The organism is Pseudomonas sp. A-RE-19, from assembly GCF_019956555.1.
Classification (GTDB): Bacteria; Pseudomonadota; Gammaproteobacteria; order Pseudomonadales; family Pseudomonadaceae; genus Aquipseudomonas.
Window position 1 is genome coordinate 140,044 of sequence record NZ_JAHBDQ010000010.1, and the last position, 16,970, is coordinate 157,013.

At 59.4% G+C, this 16,970-nt stretch carries 16 protein-coding genes; 9 read left to right on the top strand and 7 right to left on the bottom strand.

Annotation, left to right across the window (positions count from 1 at the left end; genetic code table 11):
* The first annotated feature begins 21 nt into the window (after positions 1 to 21).
* A complete protein-coding gene (gene fdhA / locus KGB14_RS08005) occupies positions 22 to 1,221 on the top strand; it encodes a formaldehyde dehydrogenase, glutathione-independent (protein WP_123719614.1) in 1,200 nt (399 codons plus the stop codon).
* Positions 1,222 to 1,285: 64 nt separating this feature from the next.
* On the opposite strand, the gene KGB14_RS08010 is transcribed toward fdhA, so the two are convergent.
* Positions 1,286 to 1,708, bottom strand: coding sequence for a DUF3757 domain-containing protein (locus tag KGB14_RS08010; protein ID WP_223485496.1), 423 nt, complete (start codon positions 1,706 to 1,708; stop codon positions 1,286 to 1,288).
* 227 nt (positions 1,709 to 1,935) lie between these two features.
* Between KGB14_RS08010 and KGB14_RS08015 the strand changes: the two genes are divergently transcribed.
* Complete coding sequence (locus KGB14_RS08015) at positions 1,936 to 2,544, top strand: DUF2780 domain-containing protein (RefSeq protein ID WP_223485497.1); 609 nt, start codon at positions 1,936 to 1,938, stop codon at positions 2,542 to 2,544.
* Between the two features lies 1 nt (position 2,545).
* On the opposite strand, the gene KGB14_RS08020 is transcribed toward KGB14_RS08015, so the two are convergent.
* Complete coding sequence (locus KGB14_RS08020) at positions 2,546 to 3,430, bottom strand: acyltransferase (protein ID WP_223485499.1); 885 nt, start codon at positions 3,428 to 3,430, stop codon at positions 2,546 to 2,548.
* 256 nt (positions 3,431 to 3,686) lie between these two features.
* Between KGB14_RS08020 and KGB14_RS08025 the strand changes: the two genes are divergently transcribed.
* From KGB14_RS08025 to creD, 4 genes are all read left to right on the top strand, one after another.
* Positions 3,687 to 4,193, top strand: coding sequence for an ATP-dependent zinc protease (locus tag KGB14_RS08025; protein WP_223485501.1), 507 nt, complete (start codon positions 3,687 to 3,689; stop codon positions 4,191 to 4,193).
* A gap of 59 nt (positions 4,194 to 4,252) precedes the next feature.
* Positions 4,253 to 4,933, top strand: coding sequence for a two-component system response regulator CreB (gene creB, locus KGB14_RS08030; protein ID WP_223485503.1), 681 nt, complete (start codon positions 4,253 to 4,255; stop codon positions 4,931 to 4,933).
* Positions 4,933 to 6,351, top strand: coding sequence for a two-component system sensor histidine kinase CreC (creC, locus tag KGB14_RS08035; protein ID WP_223485505.1), 1,419 nt, complete (start codon positions 4,933 to 4,935; stop codon positions 6,349 to 6,351). The genes creB and creC overlap by 1 nt, the downstream gene beginning before the upstream one ends.
* Positions 6,352 to 6,465: 114 nt before the next feature.
* Positions 6,466 to 7,836 (top strand): cell envelope integrity protein CreD, encoded by a 1,371-nt coding sequence (gene creD, locus KGB14_RS08040; protein WP_223485507.1) that lies wholly within the window; start codon positions 6,466 to 6,468, stop codon positions 7,834 to 7,836.
* 210 nt (positions 7,837 to 8,046) lie between these two features.
* On the opposite strand, the gene KGB14_RS08045 is transcribed toward creD, so the two are convergent.
* The 3 genes from KGB14_RS08045 to KGB14_RS08055 form a co-directional block, all read right to left on the bottom strand.
* Positions 8,047 to 8,676 (bottom strand): glutathione S-transferase, encoded by a 630-nt coding sequence (locus KGB14_RS08045; RefSeq protein ID WP_223485509.1) that lies wholly within the window; start codon positions 8,674 to 8,676, stop codon positions 8,047 to 8,049.
* A gap of 202 nt (positions 8,677 to 8,878) precedes the next feature.
* Positions 8,879 to 9,586: a PolC-type DNA polymerase III gene (locus KGB14_RS08050; protein ID WP_223485511.1), complete on the bottom strand. Its 708-nt coding sequence runs from the start codon at positions 9,584 to 9,586 to the stop codon at positions 8,879 to 8,881.
* Positions 9,583 to 11,523: a putative nucleotidyltransferase substrate binding domain-containing protein gene (locus KGB14_RS08055; protein WP_223485513.1), complete on the bottom strand. Its 1,941-nt coding sequence runs from the start codon at positions 11,521 to 11,523 to the stop codon at positions 9,583 to 9,585. Before KGB14_RS08055 ends, KGB14_RS08050 begins: the two co-directional genes overlap by 4 nt.
* A gap of 266 nt (positions 11,524 to 11,789) precedes the next feature.
* On the opposite strand from KGB14_RS08055, the gene KGB14_RS08060 reads away from it, so the two are divergent.
* On the top strand, positions 11,790 to 12,236 hold the full coding sequence (locus tag KGB14_RS08060; RefSeq protein WP_223485515.1) for a response regulator: 447 nt from the start codon (positions 11,790 to 11,792) through the stop codon (positions 12,234 to 12,236).
* A gap of 140 nt (positions 12,237 to 12,376) precedes the next feature.
* On the opposite strand, the gene KGB14_RS08065 is transcribed toward KGB14_RS08060, so the two are convergent.
* Positions 12,377 to 14,554, bottom strand: a complete 2,178-nt coding sequence (locus KGB14_RS08065) for a malate synthase G (protein WP_223485517.1) — start codon at positions 14,552 to 14,554, stop codon at positions 12,377 to 12,379.
* Between KGB14_RS08065 and KGB14_RS08070 the strand changes: the two genes are divergently transcribed.
* Positions 14,537 to 14,809, top strand: a complete 273-nt coding sequence (locus tag KGB14_RS08070) for a hypothetical protein (RefSeq protein WP_223485519.1) — start codon at positions 14,537 to 14,539, stop codon at positions 14,807 to 14,809. The genes KGB14_RS08065 and KGB14_RS08070 overlap by 18 nt on opposite strands.
* A gap of 331 nt (positions 14,810 to 15,140) precedes the next feature.
* Positions 15,141 to 15,659, top strand: coding sequence for a glycine cleavage system protein R (locus KGB14_RS08075; protein ID WP_223485521.1), 519 nt, complete (start codon positions 15,141 to 15,143; stop codon positions 15,657 to 15,659).
* Positions 15,660 to 15,874: 215 nt separating this feature from the next.
* On the opposite strand, the gene rarD is transcribed toward KGB14_RS08075, so the two are convergent.
* Positions 15,875 to 16,762, bottom strand: coding sequence for an EamA family transporter RarD (rarD, locus tag KGB14_RS08080; protein ID WP_223485523.1), 888 nt, complete (start codon positions 16,760 to 16,762; stop codon positions 15,875 to 15,877).
* Positions 16,763 to 16,970 lie beyond the last annotated feature (208 nt).

Here is a 16,970-nt window from a genome sequence, read left to right on the forward strand (position 1 = left end):
AAACAACAGCGAGGTGAAAGCATGTCTGGCAATCGTGGTGTGGTGTATCTCGGCAATGGCAAAGTCGAAATACAGAAAATCGACTATCCGAAAATGCAGGACCCGCGCGGCAGGAAGATTAACCACGCCGTCATCCTGCGTGTGGTTTCCACCAACATCTGTGGTTCCGACCAGCACATGGTGCGCGGCCGTACCACTGCTCAGACCGGTCTGGTACTCGGCCACGAGATCACCGGCGAAGTCATCGAGAAGGGCAGCGACGTCGAGAACCTGCAAATCGGCGACCTGGTGTCCGTACCGTTCAACGTAGCTTGCGGGCGCTGCCGTTCCTGCAAAGAGATGCACACCGGTGTCTGCCTGAGCGTCAACCCGGCGCGTCCGGGCGGTGCTTACGGTTATGTCGACATGGGCGACTGGACCGGTGGCCAGGCTGAATACGCGATGGTGCCGTACGCGGACTTCAACCTGCTCAAACTCCCGGATCGCGATCGCGCGATGGAAAAAATCCGCGACCTGACCTGCCTCTCCGACATCCTGCCGACCGGTTACCACGGCGCAGTGACGGCCGGCGTTGGCCCGGGCAGCACCGTATACATCGCCGGCGCTGGTCCGGTCGGTCTGGCCGCTGCCGCTTCTGCTCGCCTGTTGGGCGCTGCAGTGGTGATCATCGGTGACGTCAACACCGTCCGCCTGGCGCACGCCAAGGCTCAAGGTTTCGAAATCGCCGACCTGTCCCTGGACACCCCACTGCACGAACAGATCGCTGCGCTGTTGGGCGAGCCGGAAGTGGATTGCGCCGTCGATGCGGTGGGCTTCGAAGCCCGTGGTCACGGCCATGACGGCGTGAAACACGAAGCGCCGGCCACCGTGCTCAACTCGCTGATGGGCGTGGTTCGCGTGGCCGGCAAAATCGGCATCCCCGGCCTGTACGTGACCGAAGATCCAGGTGCTGTGGATGCGGCCGCGAAAATGGGCAGCCTGAGCATTCGCTTCGGTCTGGGCTGGGCCAAATCCCACAGCTTCCACACCGGCCAGACGCCAGTGATGAAGTACAACCGCCAGCTGATGCAGGCGATCATGTGGGACCGCATCAAGATTGCCGACATCGTGGGTGTTGAAGTCATCAGCCTGGATGACGCGCCACGGGGTTATGGCGAGTTCGATGCGGGCGTGCCGAAGAAGTTTGTGATCGATCCGCACAAGCTGTTCAGCGCGGCGTAAGGCCTGGAGCAAGACGGAAAAAAGGGCGACAGTGATGTCGCCCTTTTTTATGGGAAGCAGTGACCTACGATTTTTGGGGTTCTGTCAGTGTGGAGTACTTGAATTGGCATTTCGTGATGTCTGCGTTTTTGCAGAACTCAGCGTTCCAGGAGTTAGTTGCAGGCTTGAAGTCATTGAACTCTTTCAGCACCACCCTTACGCCAGCATCACCCTCGCCCTCGTAAGTACAGATCACAGCTTTGGTGCTTTCTTTGTAGTTGGCATCTGTGAATGTTGAATCCTTAAGGTAACTTTCTTGGGCTTGCTGGTTTTCACCTGTCCACTTCTGCGTTGATCCGGTTGGCCCCTGCGCAAAGTACTCGAAACCTCCCCCGGCCATTGGTTTTTGCGAGATTTTGTCAATTGACGGGCACGTTGCGGTAGCCGCATACGCATTACCCATGAGTCCGATCACTGCAACTACACCCACCGCCATCTTGATTTTCATTGTTGTACTCCATTACGAAATTGGAGTGCCAATGCTGATGGGCTTCCCTTCTTGTGCCTACTGTCAAACTTGATAGTTCTTTATGTTGGTTTTGAATCGTTACGAGCTTAATTATGCGAATGCGAAATAAGCGCACAAGTCAAGGAACATGCCGGCAGATACCCGGTCAAATCGGCAGTTTTACCGCCCGTTACCGGGTGGTTTTCATGGCACAAGAGGATGTCTGGATGAACGTTTCACGCGGTTTTGCACTGGCATCGCTCATGGCTGTCGCTTCGTTGACGACGCTGGCTGCCAGCCCGGCCTTTGCGCAGTTCAGTCTCGTTGATGCGGCCAAAGCGGTTTCGGCGATGCAGGGCGACGAGGGCAATGATGAAGGCGATGATGCCGATGGCATCGTGGCGGCGGCGCCCAAGGCGGCCGGTTTGCTCAATACCCTGGGCTCGCAGCTCGACATCACCCCGGAACAGGCCATCGGCGGCGCCGGCGCGATGCTGGGGCTGGCGAGGAATCAGCTCAGCGGCCAAGACTTCTCCGAGCTGAGTAAAAACGTGCCGGGCCTCGCTCAGATCGCCGGCAACAGCGCGATCAGTGGCCTGAATGGATTAGGTGGGCTGCTCGGCGCCGGTTCGGACAAGAATGCGTTGCTCGATGGCTTGCTGGGTAACGTCAAGGACACCAGCGACCTGAACAACGCCTTCAGCGCCCTGGGCATGGACAGTGGCATGATCGGCCAGTTTGCCCCGGTGATCCTGCAATACCTCGGTCAGCAAGGCGTCGCCGGTTCGCTGCTGCAAAACCTCGGCGGGATCTGGGGCGCAGGCGCCGGTAGCTGAGTCAGCCTTCGGCGTGTAGCGCCTTGATGCGCCGGTCCTTCTCGATCCAGAGCTGGTTGACCCAGTTCTGGAGCTTTTCGCGAAACGCCGCATCGTTTTCGTAATCGCCTTGCCACAGCGCCGGGTCCAGTTCGCGGGTCTGGATGTCGATGATGACCCTCGGCACGCGACCGCTGATCAAATCCCAGAACCCCGGAATCTTCTGCTGCGGATACACCACCGTCACATCGAGAATGGCATCCAGCTGTTCACCCATTGCCGCCAGCACAAAAGCCACGCCGCCAGCCTTGGGCTTGAGCAAGTGGGTGAAGGGTGACTGCTGCTGAGTGCTTTTCGCTGAGGTGTATCGAGTGCCTTCCAGATAATTGACCACCGTCACCGGCTGACGCTTGTACAGCTCGCAGGCTTGTTTGGTGATCTCCAGGTCCTTGCCGGCCAGTTCCGGTTTTTTTTCCAGAAACGCCTTGGTGTAGCGCTTCATGAACGGATAGTCCAACGCCCACCAGGCCAGGCCCAGGAACGGTACCCAGATCAGTTCTTTCTTGAGGAAGAACTTGAAGAACGGCGTGCGCCGGTTAAGCGCCTGGATCAGTGCCGGAATATCGACCCAGGACTGATGGTTGCCGATCACCAGATACGACGTGTCGCGGCGCAGTTCATCGCCGCCGCGAATGTCCCATTGCGTGGGGATGCACAGCCGGAAGATCAGTTTGTCGATCTCGGCCCAGGTTTCGGCAATCCACATCACTGTCCAGGAGGCGTAATCGCGCAAGCGCCCGGGCAGGAGCAGTTTCAGCAGGGCGAACACCATTAACGGCCCGAACAGCACCAGGGTATTGAGCAACAGCAGCAGGGTAACGAAACAGCCGGTGAGCAGGCGGCGCATAGGTAACTCTTGAAAGCGTTTGGGCGCGCCATGATAAGCAGCTTCGGTTGGCAGGCCAAATCGGTGGTGACGAATGTTTCACCTTGGCAGCGGTATGCTGCGTGCCGGTGGAAAAGATCGCAGCCTTCGGCAGCTCCTACAAAAGCATGCCGTGGAGCTGCCGAAGGCTGCGATCTTTTGATCTTGAATACGCCGAACGAATTCAAAGGCAGCGGTTCTAAAATTCCGCCGCCCACTCTCCAAGGAAACCCCTTACGTGAAATCTCTCCTTGCACTGCTTGCCCTCGTGACCCTGCCGGTTCTGGCCGCTGAGCCGACTCTTTACGGGCGTTACGAATACATCGCGTTGCCGGAAATCGGCGGCGAAGTCCTCAAGGCCAAAATGGACACCGGCGCCCTGACCGCGTCGCTGTCAGCCAAAGACATCGAAACCTTCACCCGTGACGGCGACGAGTGGGTGCGTTTCCGCCTCGCCACCAAAGGCGCGAGCAACAAGGTCTACGAACACAAGGTCGCACGGATCAGCAAGATCAAGACCCGCTCCGAAGAAGAAGACGATGACAAGGAAGTGATCGCACCCACCAAGCGCCCGGTGGTTGATCTGGAACTGTGCCTGGGCAACGTCAAGCGTACCGTCGAGGTCAACCTCACCGACCGCAGCAGCTTCAATTACCCGCTGTTGATCGGCGCCAAGGCACTGCGTGAATTTGGCGCGGCGGTGAACCCGGCACGGCGTTTCACGGCAGACAAACCCGACTGCTGATTGACGGCGAATAAGCCTTGGGGCACCGTTCGGCGACTTAACTTCCGGGCGCGGACGCCATGCCTCATATCCTGATTGTCGAAGACGAAGCGGCGATTGCCGACACCCTGATTTTCGCCTTGCAGGGCGAGGGCTTCACCACCACCTGGTTGAGCCTTGGCGCGGCGGCGCTTGAACACCAGCGCGCCACGCCGGCGGACTTGATCATTCTCGATATCGGCCTGCCAGACATCAGCGGCTTCGAGACCTGCAAGCAATTGCGGCGTTTCAGCGACGTGCCGGTGATGTTTCTCAGCGCCCGTGACGCCGAGATCGACCGCGTGGTGGGCCTGGAGATCGGCGCCGACGATTACGTGGTCAAACCGTTCAGCCCCCGGGAAGTGGCGGCGCGGGTCCGGGCGATTCTCAAGCGCATGGCACCAAGACCTGTGGTGGAGGCGGCTTCAGTGCTGTTTCGTATCGACAGCGAACGGGTGCAGATCAGCTATCGCAGCCAGTCGCTGAGCCTGACTCGCCATGAGTTTCGTTTGCTGCAATGCCTGCTGGAACAACCCGAGCGAGTCTTCAGCCGCGAGCAATTGCTCGATGCGCTGGGCGTGGCCGCCGATGCCGGTTACGAGCGCAGCATCGACAGTCACATCAAGAGCGTGCGCGCCAAGTTGCGCCAGGTGAAAGCCGACGCCGAGCCGATCCAGACCCATCGCGGTCTCGGTTACAGCTATAGCCCGGGGCACAGCTGATGCCACTGGGGATCCGGATTTTTCTGGTCTACGTGCTGTTCATCGGCCTGACCGGCTATTTCGTGCTCAATACCGTGATGGAAGAAATCCGCCCCGGTGTGCGCCAGTCCACCGAAGAAACCCTGGTGGACACCGCCAACCTGATGGCCGAGATCCTGCGGGACGACTTCAAGGCCGGCGCCCTCAGCCAGAACCGCTGGCCCGAGTTGCTCAAGGCTTACGGTGAACGGCAACCGAAGGCGAAAATCTGGGGCCTGCCGAAGAATCAGGTCAACCACCGCATTTACGTCACCGATGCCAAGGGCATCGTGGTGCTGGATTCCAGCGGCGTCGCGGTGGGCCAGGACTACTCGCGCTGGAACGACGTCTACCTGACCCTGCGCGGCGAGTATGGCGCTCGTTCGACGCGTAGCAACCCGGATGATTCGAACTCATCGGTGATGCACGTCGGGGCACCGATTCGCGACAACGGCCAGATCATCGGCGTGGTGACGGTGGCCAAGCCCAACAGCTCGCTGCAGCCTTACGTTGATCGCACCGAACGGCGATTGCTGGCTTATGGCGCCGGGCTGATTGGCCTCGGTTTGCTGTTCGGTGCGCTGTTGTCCTGGTGGCTGAGCGCGGCGCTGCGGCGGTTGACGGCGTATGCCCAGGCAGTCAGTGAAGGCCGGCGGGTCGAGGTGCCGCATTATCGTGGCGGCGAGCTGGAGCAACTGGCCACGGCGGTGGAGCAGATGCGCACCCAGCTCGAGGGCAAGGCCTACGTCGAGCGTTATGTACACACCCTGACCCATGAATTGAAAAGTCCGCTGGCGGCGATTCGTGGCGCGGCGGAGTTGCTGCAAGGTGAGATGCCGCCAGCCCAGCAGCAGCGTTTCGTCAGCAACATCGACAGCGAAAGCGCGCGTATGCAGCAGTTGATCGAACGACTGTTGAACCTGGCGCAGGTGGAACAGCGCCAAGGGCTGGAAGAGCGGGTGGCGGTGCCGTTGGCGGGTTTGGTAGATGAGCTGTTGAGCGCGCAGGCTGCGCGAATCGAAGGCAAGCAATTGCGTGTGGAACAGCACATTGCAGCGGATCTGAATCTGCTCGGCGAGCCGTTTCTGTTGCGCCAGGCGCTGGGCAATCTGCTGGACAATGCCTTGGACTTCACCCCGACTCGCGGTGTGCTGCGCCTGCGCGCCGAACGAGTCGGTGAGCAGATTGAATTCAGGCTGTTCAATCAGGCCGAGGCGATTCCCGACTATGCGTTGCCACGCTTGAGTGAGCGTTTCTACTCACTGCCGCGTCCGGACAGTGGGCGTAAAAGTACGGGGTTGGGGCTTAACTTCGTTGAAGAGGTGGTCAAGTTGCATGGCGGGGTGATGAGTATCGGTAATGTCGACGGCGGTGTAGAGGTCATGTTGCGCCTGCCTTAGGACCGAGTCGCGGCCATCGCGAGCAGGCCCAGTCTCCACACACTCTCCACATTCCCCCCATAAATCTCCCACACACCGACTCCAGACTCGCCCCATCCAAACAGGGAGAGTCCCATGAACCGTAGCCTGACCCTAAAACTCGGGGCGATTGCCCTTTTGATTCTGTTGCTGCTGATCCCGTTGCTGATGATCAATGGCGTGATCCAGGAGCGGCAACAACTGCGCGACGGTGTGCTCGAAGACATCGCCCGCAGTTCCAGCTATAGCCAGCAACTGAGCGGTCCACTGATGGTGGTGCCCTATCGCAAAACAGTGCGCACCTGGAAAACCAACGAAAAAACCAACCAGCGTTACCAGGATGTCGGCGAGGAGCGCGGGCGTTTGTATTTCCTGCCGGAGCGCTTCGAGCTGGACGGCCAGGTCCAGACCGAGCTGCGCGCCCGGGGTATCTACGAGGCGCGGTTGTTTCACGCCGACAACCGCATCAGCGGGCATTTCTCGGTCCCGGCGCAACTGGGCATCAAGGAGGATTTTGCTGATTACCGCTTCGATCAACCGTTCCTGGCCGTTGGCATCAGTGACATTCGCGGTATCGAGAATGCGCTGAAACTCGAACTCAATGGCCAGAGCCTGGATTTTGTACCGGGTAGCCAGGTGGGCTGGTTGGGTGAGGGTGTACACGTGACGCTGCCAGCGCTGAACACCCAACAGGCTACGGAATTGGCCTTCGGTTTCGACTTGCGCCTGCAAGGCACCGGCCAGTTGCAGATTCTCCCGGTGGGCAAGACCAGCAAGGTTTCACTGGCCGCCAATTGGCCTCATCCAAGCTTCATCGGTAACTACCTGCCGGCCCAGCGTGAAATCACCGATCAGGGCTTCACCGCCAATTGGCAGACCTCGTTTTTCTCCACCAACCTGCAAGAAGCGTTGAACAGTTGCGTGTCTGGCGGCCAGTGCAAGGCGTTCAACGGTCGCAGCTTCGGCGTGAGTTTCATCGACCCGGTGGACCAATACCTGAAAAGCGACCGGGCGATCAAATACGCGTTGCTGTTCATCGTCCTGACCTTCGCCGGTTTCTTCCTCTTCGAAGTGCTGAAAAGCCAGGCGGTACACCCGGTGCAATACGCACTGGTGGGCGTGGCGCTGGCGTTTTTCTACCTGTTGCTGCTGTCGCTGTCCGAGCACATCGGCTTTGCCCTGGCGTATCTGCTGTCGGCGAGTGGCTGTGTGTTGTTGATCGGTTTTTATGTCTGCCATGTGCTGCGCAGCGTGCGTCACGGTTTGAGTTTTTCGGCAGGATTGGCGGCGTTGTATGGCTTGCTCTATGGCTTGCTGAGTGCCGAGGATTACGCGCTGTTGATGGGCTCGCTGCTGTTATTCGGGTTGCTGGGCGTGTTCATGGTGCTGACCCGCAAGCTGGACTGGTACGGGATCGGGCAGAAAACCGTCAAGCCGCTGGCCTTTGATATTGGAGCCGTGGAATGAGCCGGTCATTGGGGTTGCGCGAGGATCAGCGGGTGGGTGAGGTGTTGGCGACGCGGATTGCGGGGTTGTTTCCGTTGGATCCGGTGTGGTGCCATCGCGAGCAGGCTCGCTCCCACAAAAGATCTCCAGTGAACACAAAGGTTGTGCATACCAAAGATCAAATGTGGGAGCGAGCCTGCTCGCGATGAGGTTTACACAGTTGCCGAGAATCTAAACCTTGGGCATCGTCGCAATCATCGAAGGCCGCTGACTCACTTCGAAATACCACTCTGCCAGCTTCGGATTCTCTTTGCGCCATTCCAGATCCGGATGGCGCAGATCCAGGTAACCCAAGGCACAGGCCACACTGATCGCCGCGACATCGAAATGGCTGGTCAGCTCGGCAATCGCGTCGGCCTCCAGCAGTGCCAGGGCGCGGCGAATCTTGTCGCGCTGTCCGTCGAGCCACTCGTCCCAGTGCTTTTCCGGGACGCGCAGGGCCACTTCATAACGAATCATCACTGCGGCATCCATGATCCCGTCAGCCAGAGAGGCCAGGGTCAGGCGCCGCCAGCGTGCCGAGCCGTCGCGAGGAATCAGCGGATTGCCCACGTGCTGGTGATCGAGGTAGTCGAGGATTACCCGGCTGTCATAGATCACATTGCCGTCGGCCAGGCGCAGGGCTGGAATCTTGCCGAGCGGGTTATCTTTATTGAGGGCCGGATCCGGGCTGACCGGCGTGAGCTGGCTGGCTTGCAGCGCCACGCGGTTCGTTTGCCCGGTTTCGTGCAGCAGCACCATGACTTTGCGAACGAAGGGCGACGCGGGGTTGTGGAACAAGGTCATGCTGGGGACGGACATGGCGACGATCTCGATCATGGGCAGTGTCGGCAGCATAGCGCTTTAATGCTTGAGCTCAAGCGCAAGCTCACGGCTGAGCATGGAACGAAGTGTAGGAGTTTGCTCCCACAGGTTTTTGTGTCGTTCACGAAATTGGCGCACGACACACAACCTGTAGGCGCGAGGCTTGCCCGCGAAGGCGCCAGAACAGGCGCCATAAAACTTAAAAAGACGGGGCTTGCCGCCGCCGCTTCCACTGACTCAGCCGCTGCTGCAAATTCAACGGGCTATGAATCTGCTGCTGCCGTGCCCGGCTGAACAAAATCAACACCAGTTCCGCCGTCGCCAAGGCATCGGCACTGGCGTTATGCCGCTCGAAGACCTCCAGCTTGAACCAGTCGATCCACTCGTCCAGCCCGGCCTCGCGAAAGTGCGCCTGGGGGCACAGCAGCGGTGCGATGTCCGCCACGTCCAGAAACGGATGCTGCAACTTGTAGCCCAGATGCTCCTTCAGCGCGCGCCCCAGCATGTGCTGGTCGAACGGTGCATGAAAGGCCAGCACCGGACTGTCGCCGACAAACTCCATGAATTCGAGCAAGGCCTGCGCGGGGTCGCTGCCGGCGGCAATGGCGCTTGGGCCCAGACCGTGAATCAACACGCTGGGGCCGAGTTTGAGTTCACTGCATTGCAGCGTGCGTTCGAACTGCTGGCTGAAATCGATCGCCCCGTCCTCGATCACTACCGCGCCGATGGACAGCAGCCGATCCTTGTTCAGGTTCAGCCCGGTGGTTTCCAGGTCGAGTACCACCCAGCGTTGCTCGCGCAGGCTGCAATCGCCCAGATCGGCCGCGGCAGGCAAGCGCTCCAGACGCTGTTGCAGTTCGCCGGGCAAAACAGGGCTTGCCGGCCGCAGCCATGAAAACAGGCTCATAACTGATACCGCAGGGTCAGGCTGCTTTGCAGGCGTTGGGCCTGGCGCAGGGATTCACGCAGGATGCGTCGGTCCAGATGATTGAGGCTGTCGGGATCGACGCGGTTGGAGTAGGGCAAATTCTCTCGGGTCTGTAGCTGATGTTGCTGCATGCGGGTTTGCTGGATGAAGTGATACGCCTCTTCATAGGCGGCGCCGTCCAACCGTTCGATGACCTCTTTGTCCACCAATTGGCGAAAGCGCTCCAGGGTATTGTTGGCGTCGATACCGTGGGCCAGGGCCAGCACGCGAGCACCGTCGACGAAAGGGGTCAGGCCCTGAAGCTTCAGGTCGAGCGTGGCTTTCTCGCCATTTTTGCGCGCCAGGACGAATTCGCGGAAGCGTCCCACGGGTGGACGGTTGCGCAGGGCGTTTTCGGCCATCATGCGTTGGAACAACCGGTTGTCGCCGACCTGATCGAGAATCCCCCGGCGCAGTTGCTCGCAGCCTCGCTCGTCGCCCCAGACCACGCGCAGGTCGAAGTAGATGCTCGACCCCAGCAGGTTTTCCGGTGTCGCCTCGCGGATAAATGCCGCAAAGCGTCGCGCCCATTCGGCCCGGGACAAACACAGCTCGGGGTTGCCAGCCATGATGTTGCCCTTGCACAAAGTGAAACCACACAGCGCCAGGTTCTGATTGATCTGCTGGGCGATGGGCAGCAACTTGCCGCGAATCTCGGCGGCGTGGGCCGCGTCTCGGGCTTCGAACAGAATGCCGTTGTCCTGATCGGTGTGCAGCGTCTGCTCGCGGCGGCCTTCGCTACCGAAACACAGCCAACTGAACGGCACGCCGGGATCGCCTTTCTCGGCGAGCACCAGTTCGATCACCCGGCACACGGTATGGTCGTTGAGCAGGGTGATGATGTGGGTGATCTGGGTCGAGGACGCGCCGTGGGCCAGCATCCGCTCCACCAATTGACCGATCTCGCCGCGCATCGCCACCAGGTTTTCCAGCTTGTGGGCACTGCGAATAGTCCGCGCCAGATGCACCAGATCGACCCTTTGCAGGGAAAACAGGTCGCGTTCCGAGACCACGCCGCACAGGCGCTGATCCTTGACCAGGCAGACGTGGGCGATGTGGCGCTCAGTCATGGCAATCGCGGCGTCGAAGGCGCTGTGGTCCGGCGTCAGATAAAACGGCGCCCGGGTCATGTGCCCTTCGATGGCTTCATTGAAATCGCTGGTGCCGTTGGCCACCACATGTCGCAAGTCGCGCAGGGTGAAAATGCCCAGCGGCGCTTTTTGCTCATCGACCACCACAATGCTGCCGACTTGCTGGTCGTGCATCAGCGTCACGGCTTCACGCAGGGGGGTGATCGGGCTGCAAGTCACGGGGTGACGCATGGCCAATTCACCCAGCCGGGTATTGAGCGAGTATTGAGTGCCGAGGGTTTCCACGGCTTTTTGCTGGACTTGCTGGTTGACCTGATCCAGCAAACTGCTGACGCCGCGTAGGGCAAAGTCGCGAAACGGGCTGGAAAGTGCGAACAGCTTGATGAACGCCAGCTTGTTCAGCTGTAGGCAAAAGGTATCTTCGGCCGCCAGATGTTCGGTGCGGGTCGCTCGCTCACCCAGCAGCGCGGCGAGGGGAAAACACTCGCCGGTGGTGATTTCGAAGGTGGTTTCGGTCCCGCCCTTGGCAGTGTGCGGACGTTCGCCCACGACTCGGCCTTGTTTGACGATGTAGAAATGCTCCACCGGGCCGTCCGCCGGTTTGATGATGCTCTCGCCGGGGGCATAAAAACGCAGCTGACATTGCTCGACCAGATAGGCCAGGTGGGCGTTTTCCATCTGATTGAACGGCGGGAAGCGCTGTAGGAATTGCACAGTGCCCTGGATGTTCTGCAACACCGCGGTTTTCCCTGCCTGGGTGAAGGCGTCCGCTTTACTCATAACCATTACCGCAGTCTTTTTCTGATTGTTGTGTCGGATCGTTGTGTCAGATCGTTACAGGGCATGGTCGGCCCCTGAGGGCAGGGTGCCCATTGGACGTAAGTCTAGGTAGGCAGTGCAGCCGCCGAAATATGGGAAATGTCTGACACAACTGTGGGAAAAACCTCCTACATTGTCTATTGGAATAGTTTCCGACGAAGTGCACATTGAAGCTCTGCCGAGCGATGTCTGACCACTGTGCCGGGGATCGAATCGAAAACGTTGAGAAAGCCATGTCCGATCACGATATTTTGAGTGATGCCGAGCGCGAGGCGCTCAGTGCCGTCATGTTGGAACCAGACTTGCCGCCGCAGCGGGTACTGATCGTCGACGACGATAAGGACTCCAGGGAATTGCTGTCGGAGATTCTGGGGCTGGATGGCATTCACTGCATGACGGCCGCCAGTGGCGAAACGGCGCTCAAACTGCTGGAGACGAAGCCATCGATCGGGCTGGTGATTACCGACCTGCGAATGGGGCACGTCGATGGTCTGGATTTGATCCGTCAGGTGCGGGAGTCGGTGCGTGCGGCGATGCCGATCATCATCGTCTCTGGCGACGCTGACGTGAAAGACGCGATCGAAGCCATGCATTTGCATGTGGTGGACTTTCTGCTCAAGCCCATCGATAGCGGCAAACTGCTTGAGCTGGTCAAGCATGAGCTGGGGATGGATGTGTGAACCGCTAAAGGATCGCAGCCTGCGGCAGCGCCCAACGGGCACGTAGGAGCTGCCGAAGGCTGCGATCTTTTGCTTTTGCTTCAAATAAAAAGCCCTGATCTCTCGATCAGGGCTTTTTCATGTCCGACGTCAGCGTTTACTCAAAGGCCATTGGCAGCCTTGAACTCACGACGACGACGGTGCAGAACCGGCTCGGTGTAGCCGTTCGGCTGTCTGGTGCCTTCGATCACCAGTTCGACCGCCGCCTGGAAGGCGATATTGCTGTCGAAGTTTGGCGCCAGTGGGCGGTACAGCGGGTCGCTGGCGTTCTGACGGTCAACCACCGGCGCCATGCGCTTGAGGCTTTCCATGACCTGGTCTTGGGTGACGATGTCATGGCGCAGCCAGTTGGCGATGTGCTGGCTGGAAATACGCAGCGTCGCGCGGTCTTCCATCAGGCCGACGTCGTTGATGTCCGGCACTTTCGAACAGCCCACACCCTGGTCGATCCAGCGCACCACGTAACCGAGAATGCCCTGGGCGTTGTTGTCCAGTTCGTTCTTGATCTGTTCCGCAGTCCACTGCGGGTTCACCGCCAACGGAATGGTCAGGATGTCGTCCACCGAAGCACGAGCACGCTTGGCCAGCTCGGCCTGACGGGCGAACACGTCAACCTTGTGATAGTGCAGCGCGTGCAACGCGGCGGCGGTCGGCGAGGGAACCCAGGCGGTGTTGGCGCCGGCCATCGGGTGAGCGATTTTCTGTTCGAGCATCGCGGCCATCAGGTCTGGCATGGCCCACATGCCTTTACCGATCTGGGCGCGACCTTGCAGGCCAGTGCTCAAACCGATGTCGACGTTCCAGTTCTCGTAGGCGCTGATCCACTTCTCAGCCTTCATGTCGGCCTTGCGCACCATCGGGCCGGCTTCCATGGAGGTGTGGATTTCATCGCCGGTACGGTCGAGGAAGCCAGTGTTGATGAACACCACGCGCTCGCTGGCAGCCTTGATGCAGGCCTTGAGGTTCACCGTGGTACGGCGTTCCTCGTCCATGATCCCGACTTTCAAAGTGTTGCGCGCCAGACCGAGTACTTCTTCGATGCGACCGAACAGCTCGTTGGTGAACGCAGCTTCTTCCGGGCCGTGCATCTTCGGCTTCACGATATAGACCGAGCCGGTACGACTGTTCTTGCGCGAGCTGTTGCCGTTGAGGCTGTGGATCGCCGCGAGGCTGGTGACCAGACCGTCGAGGATGCCTTCCGGTACTTCGTTGCCATCCTTATCGAGGATCGCGTCGATGGTCATCAGGTGACCGACGTTGCGCACGAACAACAGAGAGCGACCGTGCAGGCTCAGCTCACTGCCATCGAGGGCGGTGTAAGTGCGATCGGCGTTCATGGTGCGGGTAAAGGTCTGACCGCCCTTGGAGACTTCTTCCGACAGATCGCCTTTCATCAGGCCGAGCCAATTGCGGTAGATCACCACTTTGTCATCGGCATCGACGGCGGCGACCGAGTCTTCGCAGTCCATGATGGTGGTCAGCGCGGCTTCCATCAGGATGTCTTTGACGCCGGCCGCGTCGGTCTGGCCGACCGGGGTGCTGGCATCGATCTGGATTTCGAAGTGCAGGCCATTATTCTTCAGCAGGATCGCGGTCGGTGCAGCTGCATCGCCGTGGAAACCGACCAGTTGGGCATCGTTGCGCAGGCCGGTATTGCTGCCGCCCTTGAGCGCGATAACCAGTTTGCCATCAATGATCTTGTAGCCGGTGGAGTCGACATGGGAGCCGGCAGCCAATGGCGCCGCTTCGTCGAGGAACGCACGGGCGAAGGCAATGACCTTGTCACCGCGAACCTTGTTGTAGCCTTTGCCTTTTTCCGCGCCATCCGCTTCGCTGATGGCGTCGGTGCCGTAGAGCGCGTCATACAGCGAACCCCAGCGGGCGTTCGAGGCGTTGAGCGCGAAGCGCGCGTTCATCACCGGTACCACCAATTGTGGACCGGCCATGCGGGCGATTTCGTCATCGACGTTTTGCGTCGTTGCCTGGAAATCAGCCGCTTCTGGCAGCAGATAACCGATGTCTTGCAGGAAGGCTTTGTAGGCCACCGCATCGTGCGCAACACCTGCACGAGCCTGGTGCCAGGCATCGATACGTGCCTGGAAATCATCGCGTTTGGCGAGTAGGGCTTTGTTCTTCGGTGCCAGGTCATGGATGACCTTGTCGGCACCGGCCCAGAACTTATCGGCGGTGAGGCCGGTACCGGGAATGGCTTCGTTGTTCACGAAGTCGAACAGGACTTTGGCGACCTGCAGGCCACCGACTTGAACGTGTTCAGTCATTGCTTGCCTCACTCTGCTCAGCTATTTCGCTTTTCAGCTCTTCAATTTAACAATGAAGCCTCTGGCCATTTAAACCACAAACCCTTCTACCAGTACATGCCATTGCTGGCGGCTGGGTTCGATCCGATCAACGGCTTTGCGGCCTTGCTGACAGGGCTTTCAGGGTTGCGGCGGCACCTGCGGCAGACATCGATCCAGCGTTATGTAGTGTGCGCTGCGGCATACTACATGATGAATTGCGGTTGTGAAAATTAGACTAATTACGTCGTTCTGCGACCCCATGACGCATTGCGGTCACGTCGGGGCACGGGATGTTCTCAAAAAACTATTGGATTGTTCCAGTTAAATATAAAAACTTGTACACGATTTATGGTTTGGCAGGATGATTGGTGGCGTCCCATTCGCGGGCAAGTCGGATCGCCGCACCGCTCGCTCCTACAGGTCCGCGTCGTTTCCATGATTGTGGATTACCTCGACCCTGTAGGAGCGAGGCTTGCCCGCGAAGACGTCAGCCGAGTCAGCGCAAGATCAACCCTTGCCTATACTTGTTTTTCTATAACAAAAGTCATGACCAGAGGGCTGCGCCATGAACCATCTCGTACTCACTGTATTCGCTCCGGACAAACCCGGGCAGGTCGAGCGCATTGCCCAATGCATTGCCGAGCACGGCGGCAACTGGCTGGAGAGCCGCATGTCGCGCATGGCCGGGCAGTTCGCCGGGATTCTGCGGGTGGGTGTGCCGGCCGAAGCCTACGATGAACTGGTAGACGCCCTGCAAGGACTGTCGGTCCAGGGCATCCGCGTACTGATCGCCGAAAGCGGCATTGAACAGTCCTGCACCTGGAAGCCGATTGCCATGGAACTGGTGGGCAATGATCGGCCGGGCATTGTGCGAGACATTACGCGTCTGCTGAGTGAGCAGGGCGTGAACCTGGAGCGGCTGGTGACCGAAGTGCGTCCGGCGCCGATGAGCAGCGAGCCGCTGTTCCATGCCGAGGCGATTCTTGCGGTGCCACTGACCTTGTCTCTGGACGTGCTGCAGTCGCGTCTGGAAACCCTGGCGGATGATCTGATGGTCGAACTGGTGCTGCGCAGCGAACCTTGAAAAGGTTATCCAAGTTATACGTGCACCTGCCTGTGGATAACCTGTAGAGACTCCCCGCCAGCCCACGCCGGTCGGGGCTCTTCAGGATCTGATCAAAAAACCAGCAGTTTCAGTGACTTGCGCACAAACGCCGGGGATCACACTGTGGATAACCTTGGGAAGAATGGATGCAGGCCACGGGAGACGTGGCCTGTAGGGGGTTGTATGTTTTCTGATCAGCGACGGCGGCGCAGACTTATCCACGCGTCGACGCTGTAAACCGCCAGACCTGCCCAGATAAAGATGAACGCCACCAGCGTGCTGGACGACAAATGTTCGCCAAACAGCAGAACGGCCTGCAACAACACCAGCGTCGGTGCCAGGTACTGGAGAAAACCGAGGGTGGTGTAGGGCAAGTGCCGGGCGGCGGCGTTGAAACACACCAGCGGCACCAGCGTCACCGGACCGGCCGCCACCAGCCACCAGGCTTCGGAACTGGTCCAGAATGCGGCTTGCGCGCTGGTCGCGGTCGGGTTGAACAGCAGCCAGGCGACGGCAATCGGTACCAGCATCCAGGTTTCCACCACCAGCCCTGGCAGCGCCTTGACCGGTGCCTGCTTGCGGATCAGTCCGTAGACGCCGAAGGTCAATGCCAGCACCAGCGACACCCACGGCAGGCTACCGACTTGCCACACTTGCTGCGCAACACCGACCGCCGCCAGACCCACCGCGATCCATTGCATGCGCCGCAGCCGTTCGCCGAGGATCAGCATCCCCAACAACACGTTTACCAGCGGGTTGATGTAGTAACCGAGGCTGGCTTCGACCATGCGCCCGTTGTTCACCGACCAGACGTAGGTCAGCCAGTTGGCCGCGATCAGCGTGCCGCTCAGCGCCAGGATCGCCAACCGTCGCGGGTTCTCACGCAGCTCGCGCCACCAGCCGGGATGCTTCCAGACGAGCAGCAGCAAAGAGCCGAACAGCGCGGACCAGAGTACTCGGTGGATGATGATCTCCACGGCGGGCACGCTGGCGATGGCTTTGAAGTAGAGCGGGAACAGTCCCCAGATGATGTAGGCACTCAGGCCCAGAATGTACCCGCGACGCAGGTTGGCGGCTTGCATGAGAATCCTTGCTTAGGCAGCTAACAAAGAGGGGATTGTATAGATGTGTCGTGTTTGAAAAGCAAAAAGATCGCAGCCTTCCAGACTGTGTGAAAACCTAGCCATTTGCGCAACGATTCAAGAAAATGCCCCGTATTGAAAGATACGGGGCATTTTTGCTGTGGCGTATATCCAAGGTGAACCACGAAACCAGACCAGCCTATTCCCG

Coding starts and splice junctions, on each gene's coding strand:
- KGB14_RS08060 (WP_223485515.1), top strand. CDS start 11,790: ATGTCCGATCACGATATTTTGAGTGATGCCGAGCGCGAGGCGCTCAGT.
- fdhA (WP_123719614.1), top strand. CDS start 22: ATGTCTGGCAATCGTGGTGTGGTGTATCTCGGCAATGGCAAAGTCGAA.
- KGB14_RS08055 (WP_223485513.1), bottom strand. CDS start 11,523: ATGGTTATGAGTAAAGCGGACGCCTTCACCCAGGCAGGGAAAACCGCG.
- KGB14_RS08010 (WP_223485496.1), bottom strand. CDS start 1,708: ATGAAAATCAAGATGGCGGTGGGTGTAGTTGCAGTGATCGGACTCATG.
- KGB14_RS08050 (WP_223485511.1), bottom strand. CDS start 9,586: ATGAGCCTGTTTTCATGGCTGCGGCCGGCAAGCCCTGTTTTGCCCGGC.
- creD (WP_223485507.1), top strand. CDS start 6,466: ATGAACCGTAGCCTGACCCTAAAACTCGGGGCGATTGCCCTTTTGATT.
- KGB14_RS08065 (WP_223485517.1), bottom strand. CDS start 14,554: ATGACTGAACACGTTCAAGTCGGTGGCCTGCAGGTCGCCAAAGTCCTG.
- KGB14_RS08045 (WP_223485509.1), bottom strand. CDS start 8,676: ATGTCCGTCCCCAGCATGACCTTGTTCCACAACCCCGCGTCGCCCTTC.
- KGB14_RS08075 (WP_223485521.1), top strand. CDS start 15,141: ATGAACCATCTCGTACTCACTGTATTCGCTCCGGACAAACCCGGGCAG.
- rarD (WP_223485523.1), bottom strand. CDS start 16,762: ATGCAAGCCGCCAACCTGCGTCGCGGGTACATTCTGGGCCTGAGTGCC.
- KGB14_RS08015 (WP_223485497.1), top strand. CDS start 1,936: ATGAACGTTTCACGCGGTTTTGCACTGGCATCGCTCATGGCTGTCGCT.
- creB (WP_223485503.1), top strand. CDS start 4,253: ATGCCTCATATCCTGATTGTCGAAGACGAAGCGGCGATTGCCGACACC.
- KGB14_RS08020 (WP_223485499.1), bottom strand. CDS start 3,430: ATGCGCCGCCTGCTCACCGGCTGTTTCGTTACCCTGCTGCTGTTGCTC.
- creC (WP_223485505.1), top strand. CDS start 4,933: ATGCCACTGGGGATCCGGATTTTTCTGGTCTACGTGCTGTTCATCGGC.